This window comes from Filomicrobium insigne, from assembly GCF_900104305.1.
Taxonomy (GTDB): domain Bacteria; phylum Pseudomonadota; class Alphaproteobacteria; order Rhizobiales; family Hyphomicrobiaceae; genus Filomicrobium; species Filomicrobium insigne.
The window spans coordinates 71,975-88,765 of sequence record NZ_FNJC01000003.1; the positions used below are offsets into that span (position 1 = coordinate 71,975).

Consider the following 16,791-nt stretch of genomic DNA (forward strand, 5'->3'; position numbering starts at 1 on the left):
CGTATAATACTGCCGCGAGGCCGATTTTCGACGTCAGGCTAATTTTAGCGGATACCAAAAAATGGCAGCACTTCAAAATACGATGAAATCGGTGTTGGCAGATCAAGGCTTTCGGATACACCTCATCGTGTACCTCGCAGTCAACGTGCTCCTCTTTGTCATCAATATGATGACCAACCCGAACAATCTTTGGTTCTTCTGGCCGTTGGCGGGCTGGGGCCTCGGATTGATCGGTCACGCCTTCGCCGTCTATCAAAGCGTCCGAACGGCTTCCTGACGAAGCGCGTGTGTTGCCGCGAAAATTCGTCCGGCGGAGCGTTGCATCCGTAGGTTATGGTTTTGCAGGCGGCGCACCGTCTTCATTCCGGGAAATGGATGAAGATCTGCATCTTGATAAGCCACGGGAAGTAGGCCTGCAGAATGTCGCCCGCGACCCATAAAATGGCACCCAGAAGGATCAGGGCAGGGATTGCCGCGACCACAGCCTTCAGGAAAAACAAGCTCAGCGTCGTAAACGGCACGTCAAAGCGTTTGACAGCCGCCGGGACGGGCTCGACCGAATACGTTGTTGCAGCAGTGTAATCATGGCTTGCCGAGAAGGGTGCGCCGAATTCGTCATGGGGGAAGGATTGGGCACTCATGGACGGCTCCTCGCGCCCTAGAGCTTCCCTTTCGCGTGCTTCGCGTTCTCGGGCTTCCCTTTCGCGCGCCTCGCGCTCGCGGCGAAACGTGCGCGGCAGGTCGTCGAGCCCCTCATCCGCCGCCAACGGATAATCGATACTGGCCATCACTTCACCTCGGTAATCAGCAGCACAGTTTTAAGCGCCGCAATCAAATCACTCTGCGATCAAAAAGCCCGCGACATTGCCGCTACGTCCTACCCCAGCGGGCAGGTTGTTGCTATTTTGCGCCCCTATTTTGACGTGGAGGTGGTCATTGAAAGATCTAAAGAGCCTTATTCGTACGATCCCGGATTATCCCAAGCCCGGTATCCTGTTTCGTGACGTGACGACGCTTCTGGGTGACGCGCAGGGCTTCAAAGCGGCGATCGCTCAACTTGCTGAGCCGTTCCGCACGATACCCGTCGACGCGGTGGCCGGCATCGAGGCCCGGGGTTTCATCCTGGGCGGTGCCGTCGCAGACCGCCTTGGCTGCGGATTCGTACCGATCCGCAAGAAGGGCAAGCTGCCCTGGAAAACGATCGGCGAGGAATACACGCTCGAATATGGAGTTGACGTCATAGAGATGCATGAAGATGCCGTGGCAGCGGGATCGCGCATTCTCATTGTCGATGACCTGATCGCCACGGGTGGCACGGCAGAAGCAACCGCAAAGCTGATCCGGCGCTCCGGGGCCGACATCGTTGCGGCGGCCTTCGTTATCGACCTGCCTGACCTGGGCGGCTTGAAACGTCTCGACGCTATGGGCGTAAAAAGCCATACCCTGATGGCTTTCGAAGGACATTGATATGTACCGCGGGCCCATAGAGAAGCGGCTCCTCGCCGAGGAAATAGAGCCCGCGGTCGCCCAGTTGCTCGCGTGGGAGGCAGATCCAATGGCTGAATGCCGCTGTCCGCGATGCGGTGCCGCTGGAGTGACCATTCGCGATTGTTCGGCACGCCCGCACGCTGAGTGGTACCTGTTTACCTGTAAGTCCTGTGGGCTTGACGCGCCCCTCCATCGGGCTTCATGTCCGGGATATCGAGCCTAGTTATGGTTCGTTGCATATCGCAACTGATCCTCGCTCAACCAAACGATATACTTTTTAGTGTAGGGCTAGAGATCGCGATAAACGGGTGTGCCCCGCATCATCGAGCCGGATCAAAACAGCACAACCTTTAGGAAGTTAGAGGCTTATGAAAATAAACGGCCGGCATTACCGCACCATCTGGCGCGCCGAGGATGGTGAGAGCGTCGAAATCATCGATCAGACGCGCTTGCCTCATGAATTTGAAACGGCAACCCTGCGAACGTTGGAAGACGCTGGGCGCGCCATTCTAACGATGCAGGTGCGTGGTGCGCCCTTGATCGGTGCGACAGCCGCCTACGGGGTTTGCCTCGCCCTCCAGGAAGATGCGTCGGACGAAGCCGTTGACGCAGCGATTGCCTATCTCGCCAAGCAACGACCGACGGCGGTCAATCTCCGCTGGGCGCTCGATCAGATGCGCAAGGCGATCCAGAATCTGCCGCGTGAGGAGCGTCTTGCTGCTGCTTACAAGCGGGCTGCCGAGATTTGCGATGAGGATGTCGAGACCTGCCGGTTGATTGGGACGCACGGCCTCAAGATTATCGAAGAGATCGCGAGCAGGAAGGCCCCGGGCGAGCCTGTCAATATTCTGACGCACTGCAACGCGGGGTGGATTGCTTGCGTCGATTGGGGGACAGCCACCGCGCCGATTTATATGGCGCACGATAAGGGTATCCCCGTTCACGTCTGGGTCGATGAAACCCGCCCACGCAATCAAGGTGCGGCCCTAACGGCGTTCGAACTCGGGGCCCACGGGGTTCCGCACACGATCATCGTCGACAATGCCGGCGGCCATCTCATGCAACATGGCAAGGTGGACGTGTGTATTGTCGGGACCGACCGGGTTACCGCCAATGGCGATGTTGCCAACAAAATTGGAACTTATCTCAAAGCTCTGGCGGCCAAGGATAATAACGTTCCCTTCTATGTGGCCCTACCACACACCACGATCGATTGGACCCTCAACGACGGCAGGATCATCCCTATCGAGGAACGGCCGGTCGATGAAGTTTTGAAAATGCCGGGGCGCTTGGCTGACGGCACCGTCGTGACGGTCGAGATCGCTGCGCCAGGTTCACCCGCCGGTAATCCAGCTTTCGACGTCACGCCCGCACGGCTTGTAACTGGCCTCATTACCGAGCGTGGCATCTGCGAAGCGACCTCCGACGGTTTGGCATCTTTGTATTCGGAAAAGAAATGAGCGACCGCCGTACCCGTAAGCCGCGTACCGTTCGGGCACAAACCGCGCGAGCGTCCGCGCCTGCGGCGAAGGTCGCGAAGAAACCTGCAAAGAAATCGGCAAGCCAAACCCGGTCCCAGACGGCGCGCGCCAAACGTCCTGTTGTTCGCAAAGCGAAGACGAGCGAGGTCGCGCAACGTAGAGCGGTAATCGCAACGGCGCTTGACATGAGCCGGACGGGTTTATCGCCCGGACGCTCCGGCAACGTCTCGTGCCGATGGCCGGGCGGTATGCTGATTACGCCGTCCGGTATGGCGTACGAAGAGATCGAACCCGCCGACATTGTCTTCGTAGCTGATGACGGCAGCGTCCGGCCCAAGTCGCGGAAGCCGTCAAGTGAATGGCAGTTCCATCTCTCTGCCTACCATGCGCGCCCTGATCGCCACGCCGTGATACATACCCATTCAATGCACGCGACGGTGCTTGCTTGCGCGCATAAATCGATTCCGGCCTTCCACTATATGGTCGCGATCGCTGGTGGGATGGACATCCCCCTTGTGCCTTATGCAACGTTTGGCACCAAAGAACTCGCGGATATCGTGGCGGCCGGGCTCGCCGAACGCGATGCGTGCCTGATGGCCAATCATGGCCAGATCGCAGTCGGCACAACACTTGGTTCCGCACTGGAGCTAGCTCACGAGGTCGAGTTTCTGGCGGAGCAGTATTTCAAGGTGTTGACCCTGGGCAAGCCGAAGCTGCTGTCCACCTCGGAAATGAAAGTCGTTCTGGAGCGGTTCAAGGGTTACGGCCAGCACGCCCAGGACTAACAGCCGCTCAGGCTGCCGCAAGGAATCGTCCTTAAGCAAAGTACCGACAAGTCGAATGTTGAAGCCATCGGAGCCAAAAGGTTCCGGTGACGGCAACGAGGTCTCCATTGCGGATTGCTTGGGGCGGAACCCGAATGAGCAACGGTACGTGCGGCATTCATGGCGGGTCGTCCGTGGCGAGGATCTGAGCATGAACTACGTGACTGCGCAGAACACGTACGATGTCATTGTAATTGGTAGCGGTCCGGCCGGGAGGCGCGCCGCCGTTCAGTCGGCAAAACTTGGAAAATCGGTCCTCGTTGTCGAGAAGAACCGCCGCGTCGGCGGGGTCTCGCTGCACACTGGAACGATCCCTTCGAAGACCCTGCGAGAGACAGTGCTGAATCTGACGGGCTGGCGCGAGCGCGGATTTTACGGCCGGTCCTACCGGGTGAAGAAAGACATCCGCGCCGTCGATCTATTGTCACGCCAGCACAAGACGCTCGATCATGAAGTCGAGGTTCTTGAACATCAGTTTCAGAGAAATGGTGTCACAACCATCTACGGGACGGCGCGCTTCGTAGACACGGGGCGTGTCGAGGTGATGACGGCACAAGGCTCTATCGGCACTTACCGTGCCGAAAGGTTCGTGATTGCCGTCGGCACGCGACCATTCCGACCAGACTACGTTCCGTTCAATCAGGTCACTGTTCTCGATACCGACGACATCATTCAGATAGATCACATCCCCCGCAGTATGGCGATCATCGGAGCTGGCGTGATTGGCGTTGAATACGCGTCCATATTCAGTGCGCTCGATGTGCAGGTCACGTTGATTGAACCGCGAACGTCGATTTTGGATTTCGTCGACAGCGAAATCATCGCCGAATTCACTCACGAGATGCGCGATCGCGGCGTCGCAATGCGGTTGGGCTCCACGGTCGAGCAGATCACGCTTTCAGGAATGCGGCCCATCGTCCAGATCGCCGGCGGCCGCAGTGTTCATGCTGATATGCTTTTGTTTGCGGCCGGCAGAGTGGGCGCCACCAGTCCGCTTAATCTTGAGGCCATCGGGCTGGCAGTGGACCATCGTGGCCGCGTGACGGTAGACTCGAACACCTTCCAAACGTCTGTCCCGCATATCTATGCCGTGGGGGACGTCATAGGCTTTCCAAGCCTCGCGTCGACCTCGATGGAACAAGGCCGGATCGCGGCCTGCCACGCCTTCGGCGTTCCGCCACCGCCAGCGCCGGAATACTTCCCCTATGGCATCTACGCCGTCCCTGAAATTTCGACAGTCGGAATGAGTGAAGCGGAAGTCGCCGGGCGTGGTATCGCATATGAATGCGGTATTGCACGGTTCAGGGAGACATCTCGCGGACAGATCATGGGCATCCAGTCCGGCATGATGAAAATGATCTTCTCGATCAAGACAGGGCGATTGCTTGGTTGCCACATCCTCGGCGAAGGGGCGACAGAGCTGATCCACATCGGCCAAGCCGTCATGAATCTCAAGGGAACGATAGATTTCTTCCTTGAAAACACCTTCAACTATCCGACCCTGGCGGAAGCCTACAAAATCGCCGCCCTCGATGCTTGGAACCGCATGGCGATGACCTCCCGCGCCATGGCCTGAGAACTTGCCCGGGAGGCTATTTTCTCCAGCGCTTTGCGGCCTCCCGTTCCGCATCACACCGGCTGAGCCCAATATCGCGCAGCATGCGCTCGTCGAGCCGAAGCAGACGACGGCGCTGATACCAACGCTGGAGAGCTGCGGACAGCCTGAAGCACAGTCCGCGCTGCGATGAAGCGCAACCAGAAGCGTCGATATGCGCTGGATGAGTGTGGGTCTTGCTTAGTTCTGACATGCTCGTCTCCGCTACTTGAGCGGGCCGAACATTCCCGATCTGTGTTGCACTGGACAGGTACAGATTTGGGGAATACAAAAAGACTGTACCGGTACAATGGAAAGCACAGATGCTGCGGCTGGAACTAACAAGAGGAGAGGGACGGCTCGCCGACCAAGCAGTGTCGCGCATCACCGAGATGATACAGTCCGGGAGTTTGCCGACTGGTCATAAGTTGCCGTCTGTGCGTGGCTTCGCCGAACAGAATGACATATCAAAATCTACCGCCGTGACGGTCTATGATCGTCTTGTTGCGAGCGGCTTGGTAAGCTCTCGCAGCAAAGTCGGTTTCTTTGTCGCTAGCCGAACAGCGCCGCTTGAGCTAGCTGACGCGAGCGAACCTTGCGAACGTGAGGTGGATCCTCTGTGGATGATGCGTCAGGCGCTCAAGGACGATCCGTCCATGCTGAAGCCAGGTTGTGGCTGGCTGCCGGATGACTGGCTGGATGGAGATAGTATCCGCCGTTCCCTTCGCAAAATCTCCCGTTCTGCCGACGCACAGCTGGTCGGTTACGGCCAGCCCCTCGGTTTCGCGCCGCTCCGGCATCAGCTTCAGATCGTTCTGGCCAGTCGAGAGATTGCAGCGGTTCCGAGTCAGATCATGCTGACGGACAGCGTTTCGCAGGCCATCGATTTGATCGTTCGCTTTCTGGTGAAGCCGGGGGAGACCGTCTTTGTTGACGATCCTGGTTATTTCAATTTACTCAACAACTTGCGAGTGCAGCGTACAAACATTGTCGGTATCCCGTACACGCGAACAGGCCCAGATCTTGAGGCTTTTGCCGCCGCCGCCGAACGCGAGCGGCCGGCCCTCTACATCACCAACTCCGCGCTCCATAATCCGAGCGGCGCGACGCTCAGCCCCGCAACAGCGCATCAGCTCTTAAAGCTCGCTGAGCAGTACGACATTCCCATCCTCGAAGATGACATCTATGCCGATTTTGAGGAAACGCCATCGGCGCGCCTGGCAACTTTGGATCAACTCGACCGCGTCATCCATGTCGGCAGCTTCTCGAAAATCATGTCGGCCGCCTGTCGATGTGGCTGGATCGCATGTCGCCAGGATTGGTTAGAAGGGCTCCGCGACCTGAAGCTCGCGATCGCAGTAACGAGCAATGAACTGTCGGCCCAGCTCGTCCACAACGTCTTGCAGGATGGCGGTTATCGCCGGTATGTCGCGGGCGTAAGGGAGCGCCTTGGCCGGACGTCCATTGTTGTTCGCCGACAGATTGAGCAGACGGGATTGAAGCTTTGGACGGAACCGGCAGGCGGCATATTCCTATGGGCAAAATTGCCGAAAGGCGTGGATGCGACCGAAATCGCGCGGCAAACAGCGCGAGAAGGTATCGCGCTGGCACCCGGCAACGTTTTCAGCGTGTCGCGAAGCGCAAGTGAATACCTCCGCTTCAACATCGCCCAATCGCGCAATCAAAAGATCTACGAAAATCTGGCGCGTGCGATCGATGAATACAAAATACCTGCTTGAGGAAGCGATTGCCGGTCCGAGTGCTTCCGGAAAAGTGGGAACCGGTTTTCCGATAAGAAGCACACGGGCGAGCAAAGACCCTAGTTGGCGAAGCGGAAGTGCATCACATCGCCGTCTTTGACGACGTATTCCTTGCCCTCAAGCCGCATTTTGCCCGCTTCCTTGGCCCCGGTTTCTCCGCCGAGGCTGATGTAATCGTCGTAACCGATCGTTTCGGCTCGGATGAAGCCCTTCTCGAAGTCAGTATGGATGACGCCGGCAGCCTGCGGAGCTCTGGTTCCCACCGTAATCGTCCACGCGCGAGCCTCTTTCGGCCCAACAGTGAAGTAGGTAACAAGATTGAGTAGGCGATAGCCAGCACGGATCAGGCGGTTGAGGCCGGGCTCTTTTAAACCGAGGTCACTCAGAAAAGCTTCGCGCTCGTCATCTTCAAGCCCGGCAAGCTCCGATTCAATTTTTGCCGAGATGACAACGGACTGAGCTCCTTGTTCGGCAGCGGCTTCGGCCACTTTTTGGGAATGGGCATTGCCATCCGCAGCCGAGCCCTCATCAACATTGCAGACATAGAGGACCGGCTTGGCTGTCAGCAGCTGCAGCATTTCAAACGCGCGCCGTTCTTCGTCCGTCAGAACGGCATGGCGCGCTGGTTTGCCGGCGCGTAGCAACTCAAGCGCTTTGTCAATAACCGCGAGTTGCGCCTTGGCTTCTTTGTCGCCGGATTTCGCGCGTTTTTCGAGGTTGAGCGTGCGCCGCTCGCAGCTCTCAAGGTCGGCAAGCATGAGCTCTGTCTCGACCGTCTCTGCGTCGGCAAGCGGATCAATACGGCCTTCAACGTGGGTGATATCGTCATCCTCGAAGCAACGCAGCACGTAAGCAATCGCATCGACTTCGCGGATATGAGACAGAAACTGGTTGCCGAGACCTTCACCCTTAGAGGCGCCTCGGACAAGTCCGGCGATATCGACGAATGTCAGCCGCGTCGGGATGATCTGCTGCGACTTGGAGATTGTCGCAAGTTTCTGGAGCCGGTCATCGGGAACCCCGACTTCACCGACGTTGGGTTCGATCGTGCAGAACGGATAATTCGCCGCTTCAGCTGCCGCCGTTTGGGTCAGCGCATTGAAGAGGGTCGACTTGCCGACGTTGGGCAAACCGACGATACCGCATTTAAAGCCCATGATTTATCCGGTCCTTTGAATGTTCTTTTTGCGTCCGGCGCTAAGGGGGAGCCTTGGAATATCAGCTCCGGTTCGGGTCGCGTCCCTTGAGCCACTTTTGAAGATTTTCCGCAAGCGCGCTCTGCCGCTTTGACATGCGTTCGCCCGAGGGATGCCGTTTAGACGTAGGCCGCTTGAGTTCAGATGCGGCATCTGGAACGTCAGATGGTGAGGGGGCGGCCGCCTTCGAAGCCTCATCGGCCGAAGTGGCGCGCGCGACCTCCGAGAGAAAGCGGGCCTGATCTCCTTTAGCCAGACGGCCAGCGGATTTCGAAATGGCTTCGAGGAGCGGGTCTAGCCAATCCCGGTCAGCAGCAGAGAAATCGTGCAGCACATAGTGCGCGACAAGCTCCTTTTGGCCCGGATGGCCCACGCCGATCCGCACACGCACATAGTCATTGCTAAGATGCGCCGAAATCGAGCGCAATCCGTTGTGTCCGGCATTCCCTCCGCCGGTTTTGACCTTGAGTTTGCCGGGCGCGAGGTCGATTTCGTCGTAAAGCACGACGATGTCTGCTTCTGAAATCTTCAGAAAACGCGCGGCTTCGCCAACAGCTTGCCCGGACTCGTTCATATATGTGTCAGGCTTGAGAATAAGGACGCGCTCGCCTGCAATCGTCCCTTCCGCTACGAGTCCCTTGAAGCGGCGACGAAATGCGCCAAACCCATGGTCCGCAGCAATGCGGTCGACCGCCATGAACCCGACGTTATGGCGGTTGCGCTCATATTTTGCTCCGGGATTGCCGAGGCCGACAAAAAGCTTCATGAGGCCTTCCGATGGCTTGGCGACATCTCATGAGGATCGCCGAAGGAACAGCGCGGAAGCCTTAAGCTCCTGCGCTGTCTCCGAATTCTAGCAGCACATCAGCTCTTCTTTTCAGCAGCAGCAGCAGCAGCCGGTGCAGCAGCTTCCGCCGTAGTGGTAGCTTCTGTGTCTTCCTCTGCCTGCTGCTTACCGCGACCAACCACAGTAGCGACGGTGAAGTCGCGATCGGTGATGGTCGGCACTACGCCTTCAGGCATATTGATCGAAGAAACGTGGATCGAGCGACCGATCGGCACGCCAGCAAGATCGATGATGAAAGCAGCTGGGATCTTGTCGTAGGGGCACCAGACTTCAACGTCGTGGCGCACGATGTTCAAGACACCGCCGCGCTTCAGACCGGGTGATTGCGCTTCATTGATAAAGCGGACCGGTATGAGAACACGGATCAAGCCGTCCTTACCAATGCGCAGAAAGTCGATGTGCACCGGCGTGTCACGCACGGGATCGAGCTGCATGTCGCGTGGAATGACGAGGCGCTCTTCACCGTCGATCTTCAGCTTGAATACCGTCGAGGTGAAATGACCCTTCAGGTATTGCTTCCAGATTTCATTATAGTCGAGGGCGATAGCCTCGGGTGGCTTGTTGTCGCCGTAGATTACGGCGGGAACTCTACCTTCGCGACGAACCTGGCGTGCGGCCCCCTTGCCAACACGCGGGCGCGCCAAGGCATCGAGCTCAACGGTCGATGTAGCCATTAGCTTGCGTCTCCAAATGCTAAGAGGGGCCCTGGATTGGGCCCCAAACACGCTGTGCGGCCTCCAAGGGTGCCGTCACGCGTCTCACACGATTTAAGTGAGAAGACTGGCTTATAACGGCATGGGGACCCCTTGGCAACGCACGATATACAATCGGCAACACGCATTCGCCTTGATTGCAACGGTTTGTTCCGCCATGCGTTGGGCAGGTTCCGCCGGGTATGAACAACTATGCAGCCATTGGAGTGAATAAAATAATGAGCACTACAACACGTGCGAAATACATGGCGTTGGGAGGCGCCATCAGCCTTTCTGTAGCCTGGCCACTGCCAATTCAGGCTGCTGACACAACTGTCCCAGTCTCCAATCCAGTTATTTTGGCGCAGGCAGGAAGCGGTGATGAACCTCATCCACGCGCAAAACAAAACCAAAAGGCTCAGGAAGAAAAGAAAAAGCAGCAGCAACAACGCAAGCAAGAGCAACGGTCTGAACGCAAGGAAAAACGCGAGCAAAAGAAGGACGATCACGCAGAGCGTAAGCGGGAGCGACGCGACGATCGCAAGGAAAACAAAGAACGCAAGCGCGACCAAAAAGCCGAGCGGAAAGAAGATCGCGCACAGCACAAGGAAGAACGACGCGAGGACCGTAAGGACAATCGCGAACAAAAGCGCGAGAACAAGGCCGAGCGCAAAGAGGATCGCGCGCAACGCCAAGAAGAGCGGCGGGATGATCGTCAGGACAATCGCGAACAAAAGCGCGAGAATAAAGCCGAGCGCAAAGAGGATCGTGCACAGCGTAAGGAAGAGCGACGCGACGATCGTCAAGAGAACCGCGAGCGCAATCGTGCCGATCGCAAGGACGATAGACGCGATGAGCGTCGGGAAAAGCGCGAACAGCGGCGCGCGGGACCGAGCGAAGGCCGCAAAGGTCGCGAGGGTAATATCTCGGAAATTCGACGCCAGCGTAAAGAGCGCCGCGAGGGTGGTCGGGTAGTTATTGAAGAACCGGGCAACCGTCGCATAATTCGCGAAGGCCGGCGCACGATTATCCGTCACGATGATGCCGATCGCTTCCGCCGCAATGCACGCAATGTCGATGTCCGCCGGCGCAACGGCGAGCGGATCACCACGATCACACGCCCCAACGGTGTTACAATCATTACCATCGAAGATGAAAACGGTCGCTTGCTGCGACGCGTCCGGCGTGGACGTGACGGCCGCGAAGTTGTGCTTATCGACAACCGTCGCCATCACCGTCACGGGCCGGATCGGCGTGGCGATAACGTGCTCTGGTTCCTTTTAGACCTCACCATGCCGCGGGTGAACATTGAGCGCCGCTACTATGTTGTGGACGCCGATAGGGCCTCGGAAGACGATCTGTATGACACGCTGATTGCACCGCCGGTCGTCGATATCGAGCGTGAATACTCGCTTGATGAGGTGCGCTACAACTATCCGCTGCGCGCCAGAATGCGTTCGGTCAACCTCAACACGGTCAACTTTGAGTTCGGTTCGTGGGAGCTTGATAACGAAGCGCTCGACCACCTGGAAGAGGTTGCGCGGGCGATCAATCGCGCTCTGGATCGGAACCCGAATGAGATCTTCCTGATCGAAGGACACACGGACGCCGTCGGCGAGGATGAAGACAATCTCACATTGTCTGATCGTCGTGCCGAAAGCGTCGCGATTGTCCTGAGCGAAGATTTCGGCATTCCCCCCGAAAACCTGACGACACAGGGATATGGTGAGGAATACTTGCTGGTTGAGACACCAGAACCGGAGCGCAGAAATCGGCGCGTGACCATCCGGCGAATTACGCCTCTTCTAAGCCGGAACCGCTAAACGAACGCGCGCAAGAAGTAATGCAAAGGGCCGGTTCGACCGGCCCTTTTTCGTTCAGTAGAGAGGAACGCGTGGATCAGGTTTCTCCGGCGGTGCGCAGGTCACCGCGCGATCCGCCCATGGCAAGCCCCAGAGCAAACGCGCCGCAGCCAATGATCAACGTCGCGGCCGAAAGGATCAGGAGGACCGAGTATTTGTGTTCGAACCCAGTCAGTGAAGCGACAATATTAGAGTAGCCCGAAGACTCTGTGAAATAGAGCGCAGCCGCAGTCAGCGCGGCGAAAAACCCGGTGAGGTAACTCCAGACCGGGACATTATGATACCCGCCCCAGAGCGAGAAAAACACAACTGGCGCAAGGAACATAGAAGCTGTTCCCGATACAGCAACCGCGGCGAACAGGTCCTTGGATCCAAGGAACACCATGATGAGACCGCCGAGCAGGAACAACGCCATGGCCTTGCGTCCATTGGCGAGCGTCGGTCGCGCAAGCCGCATGTCAACAACCGTCAGTTTTGCCGCGCTGGAGTACGTTGAATCGATCGTCGACATGCAAGACACGACCAGCGCAACGTTGAACACGAGCATTGGCCCGTCGCCGATGAGCCGCGTTAGGGTTGGAATAAAGGCCTCTCCTTCGGCCTTCGAGAGGCCGGACCACACGCCGAGGAGGCCGAACGCGAGGATGCATAGGATGGAAATCCAACCGGCATGGTAGAAGCTCGCCATAGTTGTGCGTCGGTCGGCGATGAAGCCCCGATCCATCATAACCGGATCGTGCATTGGGTAGCTCCACACCTGCAGCAAAGCGACCGCCAACAATGCCCAGCCGGGATTGGTCATATCGGCAGAGGAGGCCGTGACTGCTGCAATGTCGAACGTTCCGGTTGACAAAGCGATGCCGGCGAGAAGAGCCAGCGCGATCAGAAATACCGCCATTTGGAATACGTCGGTTCGGATCGAAGCGTTGAGCCCACCCACGAGTGAATAGCCCAGTGTCACGGCGCCGACGAGCAGAATGGAAGCGACATAAGCCACGGACCCGTCGGTTCCGAAGATAAGCCCGATCACCAGCAAATTGGCGAACACTTCTGAGAGCAACCGAACGCCAATAACAAAATTGTACGTGGACGTTCCAACACTGCCGAAGCGGGCTTGGAGAAAGGCCTGCACGCTTTCAAAGCCATTGCGAAAGCGCAGACTGGAAATGATCCAGGCGCCGGTCAGAAATGACAGGTAATAGGCGGTATAGGAGAGCGCACCCGCAATTCCAAAAGCGTACCCAAGGATTGCCGCGTTGAGAATTGACCGGGCAAAAATCCAGGTTGTGACCTGGGACAGGGTCAGCGCCACGACACCTGGGGTTCTGCCATCAGGATGGTGGCCGCGATAAAAAGAAAGAAATGTCTTCGCTCGCGGACTGAGCCACATGCTGGCAATCGCAACGACAGCAATAACCGCGATAAGCGTAGAGATATTGTCCGGCATGGGCGGCGGCTCCCCGTATGTGTTCGCTCATCGATACACCGTGGGCCGCAAATGCCAACTCCCCCAACTAAGTCATGACGCGAACGTGAGCCAACTAGAAAAGCGCGTGACCTAGCTTGAGCCGTGAGCAAACACTGGGCAATAACGGAAATGGTGTTAGCCATCGATCAGCCGCAATCGAGGCGTCTCAAAATCCGCGCCTGAAGGAGAGATTCGGGCGCTGTTGAGGTCCGGCCGGGGCCGATTGTCGGCGCCGGGACCCGTGGAAACATAAAGCCATGAAAACCTGTGTGAGCCTTTTAGTGGCCAGCTTGCTGGCGGCCGTGCTTCTTGGTGGCTGCGCGGGAGCCGATGCGGATGGTGGACCGCCGCCAGAAATTTCCGATCCAGCCGGAAGATAAGGAGGCAGCCCTTACCTCTTCGGCAGTTGATAAGCGCTTGGCAAGGGAACGAGCACCGCCTCCGGCTTAGCCGCCGGAGGCGAAATTTTTGTCAAGATACTGAATAGTTTGAGGGGCGTGGACCCGCTTGAGGGCCAGACGCCACAGCTCTTTAACGAGCGAGTTTAAGACCGGTCGGGGATTTGGTGTTTGAAGAGCTGGAGCCTGAGGGCGCTTTAATCTTGATGCACTTCGTGCTGCCGCTGCCAGGCTGGGTTGTGTAGTAGCAGAATGTGCAGCGCGTGCCGTCCGGATGGTAGGTGTTTGTACAGACTTTCTTGGCCATTGCAGAGCCTGAAGCCAAGACACCTAAAGCGAGAGCGAGAGTAAAAACGGTGGTCCTCAACATGTCCGTGTCTCCTTTTTCGATCACTTAAACGGCGCGACATTGCGCTGTTGAAGAGTTCGTCGGGGCGACAGCGGAAAAGGTTCAAAAAAATATTCAGCGAAGAGCAAGTTGTTCGATTTGAACTGAAATTCAACGGCCTAGGATCGCGATAAGGCTGGTGAGTGTCACAAGAGAAAGTACTGTTGAAACAACGATAACGGCGTTCGAACGGGCAACGAATGCACCGTATTGTTGCGCGAGAATAAATACAGTCACTCCTGTGGGGACCGCAGCCATAATGACGGCAATCGCGGCCAGCGGTTCTTCCAGCTTAAGCACCCAGTAGGCGAGCCAGAACGTAAGGAGTGGATGCAAAACGAGTTTGGTAAGGACCACCCAGCCAACTTCCACGCGTTCCCCTTTGACCGTCGCGCCGGCCATAAAAAGCCCTGCCGAAAAGAGCGAGCACGGGATGAATGCATCCCCAAGGAGTTGAAAGCCATTTGCAATAGCCTCGGGAATGAAAATCCCAGACCAGGAAACTAAAAGGCCTGCGATGGTTGCAACGATCATGGGGTTTCGAATGAGACCGCGCAACGAAGCTTGGAGAATGCGTCCCCCATCGCGACACTTGTCGGCTTCGGCGATGATGATCGCCAAAGGCATGAGGAGCGCGACGGGCAGAACGACACCGATGATGCCCGGTACGAGTACCGTTTCCCCAAATACAATTAAGACAAGCGGCAGTCCGACATAGCCGGTGCTGGAGAATGTTGCGGCGAGCGCATGCAGCCCGTTGGCAGTCAGGCTCTCAGGAAAAACAGTGCGTGCGATCAGCAAGCTTATGGCGAACATCGCCAGCATGCCGCCCCCTAGAGCACCGAGAAATGGCCAGTTGAAGAACTCGCCGACCGGAACACGCGCGAGCGAGATGAATATCAACGCGGGCAGGGAAACCAGAAAAACAAAACCACTGAGTATCTCGCTGCTACCACGTTTCAGAATGCGAAAACGCTCAAAAAGGTAGCCGGCCAACATTACTCCGAACAGCGGAAGAATGGTGTTCAAGGCGTTGATTGACAATGGATCCACCTATGCGACGGGGCGTCGGGCATAGGTCAGCCGATTAAAGAAAAAGGCTTTGACGATCCCCCGAACTACCACATGAATGACAGCGATTTTTGAGAGCGGCAATTAGATTGCTTCTATTAAGAAAGCTTCAGCAGATCGGCGCACAAACGCTCGGCGTCGCGGTCTTGCAGGAGCTCTGCGGTTGCTTCCTGCGCGGCGCGCCAATGGGGCATCGCAGCAATAAGGGCATCGCGGCCGGCGGCCGTAAGCGTCATCCGACGACTCCGCTTGTCAGTCTCATCGGCGCTCATGTCTACGAGCCCCCGCCGCACAAGCGGCTTGAGGTTGGCGGTTAGAGTTGTGCGGTCCAGCGCGAGTACTGACGCAACGTCCCCCATCGTCGGGGGCTGCGGCCTGTTAAGCGACATCAGTAGCGAGAACTGCCCGCTGGTCAGGTTGACGGGTCTCAGTGCTTCGTCATAGCGGCGCGCCAGCGTTCTTGCTGCACGGCGTACGTGCAGGCAGAGGCACGCATCGCGGACTTCCAAGGTGAGTGAAAACGGCAGGTTATCGATTTTTGACATGAAACAATAATGTTGATATCAACCCAAATTGTCTAGGGCTCTTGACTGCGGCATTCCGCGATGCCGGCCCTCAACCAACGGGAGCGCGTAAATGGCGAGGAAAGTCCTTATTCTGGCCGGAACCAAGAAGGGAACGTTCATTCTGGAAAGCGACGCGTCGCGGCGCTCATGGGAGCTCCGCGGGCCATTTTGCGATACTTGGCCTATCAACCACGTGATCGCCGATCCCAAGACGGGAACGATCTATGCCGGCGGAGGTAACGAGTGGTTCGGACCTGCAGTCTGGAAATCGACAGACCAGGGAAAAACCTGGACCCATTCGAGCGAGGGGCTCGCTTATAAGGAGGGTGAAGAGCCCGTGAAAGCCGTGTGGAGCCTGGCGATTGGACCCGGTGGGCTGTACGCGGGCGTCGAGCCAGCAGGGTTGTTCCATAGCGCAGATGGAGGCCAGACGTGGACGCATATCGAAGGGCTAAGTAACCATCCTTCTCGCCAAGATTGGCATCCGGGCGGCGGTGGCTTGATTTTGCACTCTCTTGTTCTCCATCCCGAAGACGACAAACAGATCTGGGTTGGGATTTCATCGGCAGGCGTATTCTACACCGCGGATGGTGGTGAGACTTGGCAACCACGCAATAAGGGCACCCGCGCCGACTACCTCCCCGAAGATCAGCGCTACCCTGAACTTGGTCAGTGCGTTCACTCCCTGGTTATGGCCCCAGGGATGCCCAACCGGCTTTATCAGCAAAACCATTGCGGGATGTACCGGAGTGAGAACGGTGGCCAGCAGTGGGAAAGTATCGAGGCGGGATTGCCATCATCGTTTGGATTCCCGGCAGCCGCCCATCCACGCGATCCGGACAGCCTTTTCCTTCTGCCATTGAACGGCGACATCGCCGGACGCTACATGCCGGACGGTAAGGCGGCGGTCTGGCGCACACGCGACAGTGGCGGCACGTGGCAGGCGCTTCGCGACGGTCTCCCGCAAACCAACGCCTTCTTCGGCGTGTTGCGTCAAGCATTGACCACAGATAGCCTCGAACCAGCTGGCGTCTACTTCGGCACTGGCGGTGGAGCACTGTTCGCCAGTGCCGATGAAGGGGATAGCTGGAATTGCCTCTCTGACTATCTCCCCGCCATCCATTCCGTGGAGACGGTCGTCCTCGACGCATAATTA

17 protein-coding genes are annotated in these 16,791 nt (G+C 57.5%); 8 read left to right on the plus strand and 9 right to left on the minus strand.

What is annotated here, in order from left to right; translation table 11 throughout:
- Positions 1-61 precede the first annotated feature (61 nt).
- Entirely contained in the window at positions 62-277 is a 216-nt protein-coding gene (locus tag BLS30_RS10460; protein WP_046479245.1) for a 2TM domain-containing protein, read from the plus strand.
- An 82-nt stretch (positions 278-359) separates the two neighbouring features.
- Here the strand turns inward: BLS30_RS10460 and BLS30_RS10465 are convergent, their stop codons facing one another.
- On the minus strand, positions 360-788 hold the full coding sequence (locus BLS30_RS10465) for a hypothetical protein (protein WP_090228678.1): 429 nt from the start codon (positions 786-788) through the stop codon (positions 360-362).
- A gap of 148 nt (positions 789-936) precedes the next feature.
- Between BLS30_RS10465 and BLS30_RS10470 the strand changes: the two genes are divergently transcribed.
- The 4 genes from BLS30_RS10470 to sthA all read left to right on the plus strand — a co-directional run bounded on the left by BLS30_RS10470 (position 937) and on the right by sthA (position 5,369).
- On the plus strand, positions 937-1,467 hold the full coding sequence (locus tag BLS30_RS10470) for an adenine phosphoribosyltransferase (protein ID WP_082101101.1): 531 nt from the start codon (positions 937-939) through the stop codon (positions 1,465-1,467).
- Between the two features lie 389 nt (positions 1,468-1,856).
- Entirely contained in the window at positions 1,857-2,948 is a 1,092-nt protein-coding gene (mtnA, locus tag BLS30_RS10480) for an S-methyl-5-thioribose-1-phosphate isomerase (RefSeq protein WP_046479242.1), read from the plus strand.
- Positions 2,945-3,754: a class II aldolase/adducin family protein gene (locus BLS30_RS10485; protein WP_090228681.1), complete on the plus strand. Its 810-nt coding sequence runs from the start codon at positions 2,945-2,947 to the stop codon at positions 3,752-3,754. The genes mtnA and BLS30_RS10485 overlap by 4 nt, the downstream gene beginning before the upstream one ends.
- 190 nt (positions 3,755-3,944) lie before the next feature.
- Complete coding sequence (gene sthA, locus BLS30_RS10490; protein WP_090229376.1) at positions 3,945-5,369, plus strand: Si-specific NAD(P)(+) transhydrogenase; 1,425 nt, start codon at positions 3,945-3,947, stop codon at positions 5,367-5,369.
- 16 nt (positions 5,370-5,385) lie between these two features.
- Here sthA and BLS30_RS18020 read toward each other — a convergent pair whose 3' ends face one another.
- Complete coding sequence (locus tag BLS30_RS18020; protein ID WP_046479241.1) at positions 5,386-5,601, minus strand: YjiS-like domain-containing protein; 216 nt, start codon at positions 5,599-5,601, stop codon at positions 5,386-5,388.
- A gap of 109 nt (positions 5,602-5,710) precedes the next feature.
- On the opposite strand from BLS30_RS18020, the gene BLS30_RS10500 reads away from it, so the two are divergent.
- On the plus strand, positions 5,711-7,126 hold the full coding sequence (locus BLS30_RS10500) for an aminotransferase-like domain-containing protein (RefSeq protein ID WP_090228685.1): 1,416 nt from the start codon (positions 5,711-5,713) through the stop codon (positions 7,124-7,126).
- An 80-nt stretch (positions 7,127-7,206) separates the two neighbouring features.
- Here BLS30_RS10500 and ychF read toward each other — a convergent pair whose 3' ends face one another.
- The 3 genes from ychF to BLS30_RS10515 all read right to left on the minus strand — a co-directional run bounded on the left by ychF (position 7,207) and on the right by BLS30_RS10515 (position 9,864).
- Complete coding sequence (ychF, locus tag BLS30_RS10505) at positions 7,207-8,304, minus strand: redox-regulated ATPase YchF (protein WP_090228687.1); 1,098 nt, start codon at positions 8,302-8,304, stop codon at positions 7,207-7,209.
- 61 nt (positions 8,305-8,365) lie between these two features.
- Complete coding sequence (gene pth, locus BLS30_RS10510; protein ID WP_090228690.1) at positions 8,366-9,109, minus strand: aminoacyl-tRNA hydrolase; 744 nt, start codon at positions 9,107-9,109, stop codon at positions 8,366-8,368.
- A gap of 98 nt (positions 9,110-9,207) precedes the next feature.
- The gene (locus tag BLS30_RS10515; protein ID WP_090228694.1) at positions 9,208-9,864 is read right to left on the minus strand and encodes a 50S ribosomal protein L25/general stress protein Ctc; all 657 of its coding nucleotides are present in this window, start codon (positions 9,862-9,864) and stop codon (positions 9,208-9,210) included.
- Between the two features lie 257 nt (positions 9,865-10,121).
- Here BLS30_RS10515 and BLS30_RS10520 point away from each other — a divergent pair, with 257 nt between their 5' ends.
- Positions 10,122-11,705: an OmpA family protein gene (locus BLS30_RS10520; RefSeq protein WP_244512415.1), complete on the plus strand. Its 1,584-nt coding sequence runs from the start codon at positions 10,122-10,124 to the stop codon at positions 11,703-11,705.
- Between the two features lie 76 nt (positions 11,706-11,781).
- Here the strand turns inward: BLS30_RS10520 and BLS30_RS10525 are convergent, their stop codons facing one another.
- The 4 genes from BLS30_RS10525 to BLS30_RS10535 form a co-directional block, all read right to left on the minus strand.
- Complete coding sequence (locus BLS30_RS10525; protein ID WP_090228701.1) at positions 11,782-13,191, minus strand: SLC5/6 family protein; 1,410 nt, start codon at positions 13,189-13,191, stop codon at positions 11,782-11,784.
- Between the two features lie 552 nt (positions 13,192-13,743).
- Positions 13,744-13,980: a hypothetical protein gene (locus BLS30_RS18025; RefSeq protein WP_139165328.1), complete on the minus strand. Its 237-nt coding sequence runs from the start codon at positions 13,978-13,980 to the stop codon at positions 13,744-13,746.
- Positions 13,981-14,109: 129 nt separating this feature from the next.
- Positions 14,110-15,042: an AEC family transporter gene (locus tag BLS30_RS10530; protein WP_139165329.1), complete on the minus strand. Its 933-nt coding sequence runs from the start codon at positions 15,040-15,042 to the stop codon at positions 14,110-14,112.
- A 125-nt stretch (positions 15,043-15,167) separates the two neighbouring features.
- Entirely contained in the window at positions 15,168-15,614 is a 447-nt protein-coding gene (locus BLS30_RS10535) for a MarR family winged helix-turn-helix transcriptional regulator (RefSeq protein ID WP_046479234.1), read from the minus strand.
- A gap of 91 nt (positions 15,615-15,705) precedes the next feature.
- On the opposite strand from BLS30_RS10535, the gene BLS30_RS10540 reads away from it, so the two are divergent.
- Positions 15,706-16,788: a WD40/YVTN/BNR-like repeat-containing protein gene (locus BLS30_RS10540; protein ID WP_046479233.1), complete on the plus strand. Its 1,083-nt coding sequence runs from the start codon at positions 15,706-15,708 to the stop codon at positions 16,786-16,788.
- Positions 16,789-16,791: the final 3 nt, after the last annotated feature.

Bases quoted from the DNA above. Each gene is read 5' to 3' on its own strand.
- BLS30_RS18025 (WP_139165328.1), bottom strand. From the start codon at position 13,980: ATGTTGAGGACCACCGTTTTTACTCTCGCTCTCGCTTTAGGTGTCTTG.
- BLS30_RS10520 (WP_244512415.1), top strand. From the start codon at position 10,122: ATGAGCACTACAACACGTGCGAAATACATGGCGTTGGGAGGCGCCATC.
- BLS30_RS10465 (WP_090228678.1), bottom strand. From the start codon at position 788: ATGGCCAGTATCGATTATCCGTTGGCGGCGGATGAGGGGCTCGACGAC.
- ychF (WP_090228687.1), bottom strand. From the start codon at position 8,304: ATGGGCTTTAAATGCGGTATCGTCGGTTTGCCCAACGTCGGCAAGTCG.
- BLS30_RS10540 (WP_046479233.1), top strand. From the start codon at position 15,706: ATGGCGAGGAAAGTCCTTATTCTGGCCGGAACCAAGAAGGGAACGTTC.
- BLS30_RS18020 (WP_046479241.1), bottom strand. From the start codon at position 5,601: ATGTCAGAACTAAGCAAGACCCACACTCATCCAGCGCATATCGACGCT.
- mtnA (WP_046479242.1), top strand. From the start codon at position 1,857: ATGAAAATAAACGGCCGGCATTACCGCACCATCTGGCGCGCCGAGGAT.
- sthA (WP_090229376.1), top strand. From the start codon at position 3,945: ATGAACTACGTGACTGCGCAGAACACGTACGATGTCATTGTAATTGGT.
- BLS30_RS10485 (WP_090228681.1), top strand. From the start codon at position 2,945: ATGAGCGACCGCCGTACCCGTAAGCCGCGTACCGTTCGGGCACAAACC.
- BLS30_RS10515 (WP_090228694.1), bottom strand. From the start codon at position 9,864: ATGGCTACATCGACCGTTGAGCTCGATGCCTTGGCGCGCCCGCGTGTT.
- BLS30_RS10460 (WP_046479245.1), top strand. From the start codon at position 62: ATGGCAGCACTTCAAAATACGATGAAATCGGTGTTGGCAGATCAAGGC.
- BLS30_RS10535 (WP_046479234.1), bottom strand. From the start codon at position 15,614: ATGTCAAAAATCGATAACCTGCCGTTTTCACTCACCTTGGAAGTCCGC.
- pth (WP_090228690.1), bottom strand. From the start codon at position 9,109: ATGAAGCTTTTTGTCGGCCTCGGCAATCCCGGAGCAAAATATGAGCGC.
- BLS30_RS10525 (WP_090228701.1), bottom strand. From the start codon at position 13,191: ATGCCGGACAATATCTCTACGCTTATCGCGGTTATTGCTGTCGTTGCG.
- BLS30_RS10500 (WP_090228685.1), top strand. From the start codon at position 5,711: ATGCTGCGGCTGGAACTAACAAGAGGAGAGGGACGGCTCGCCGACCAA.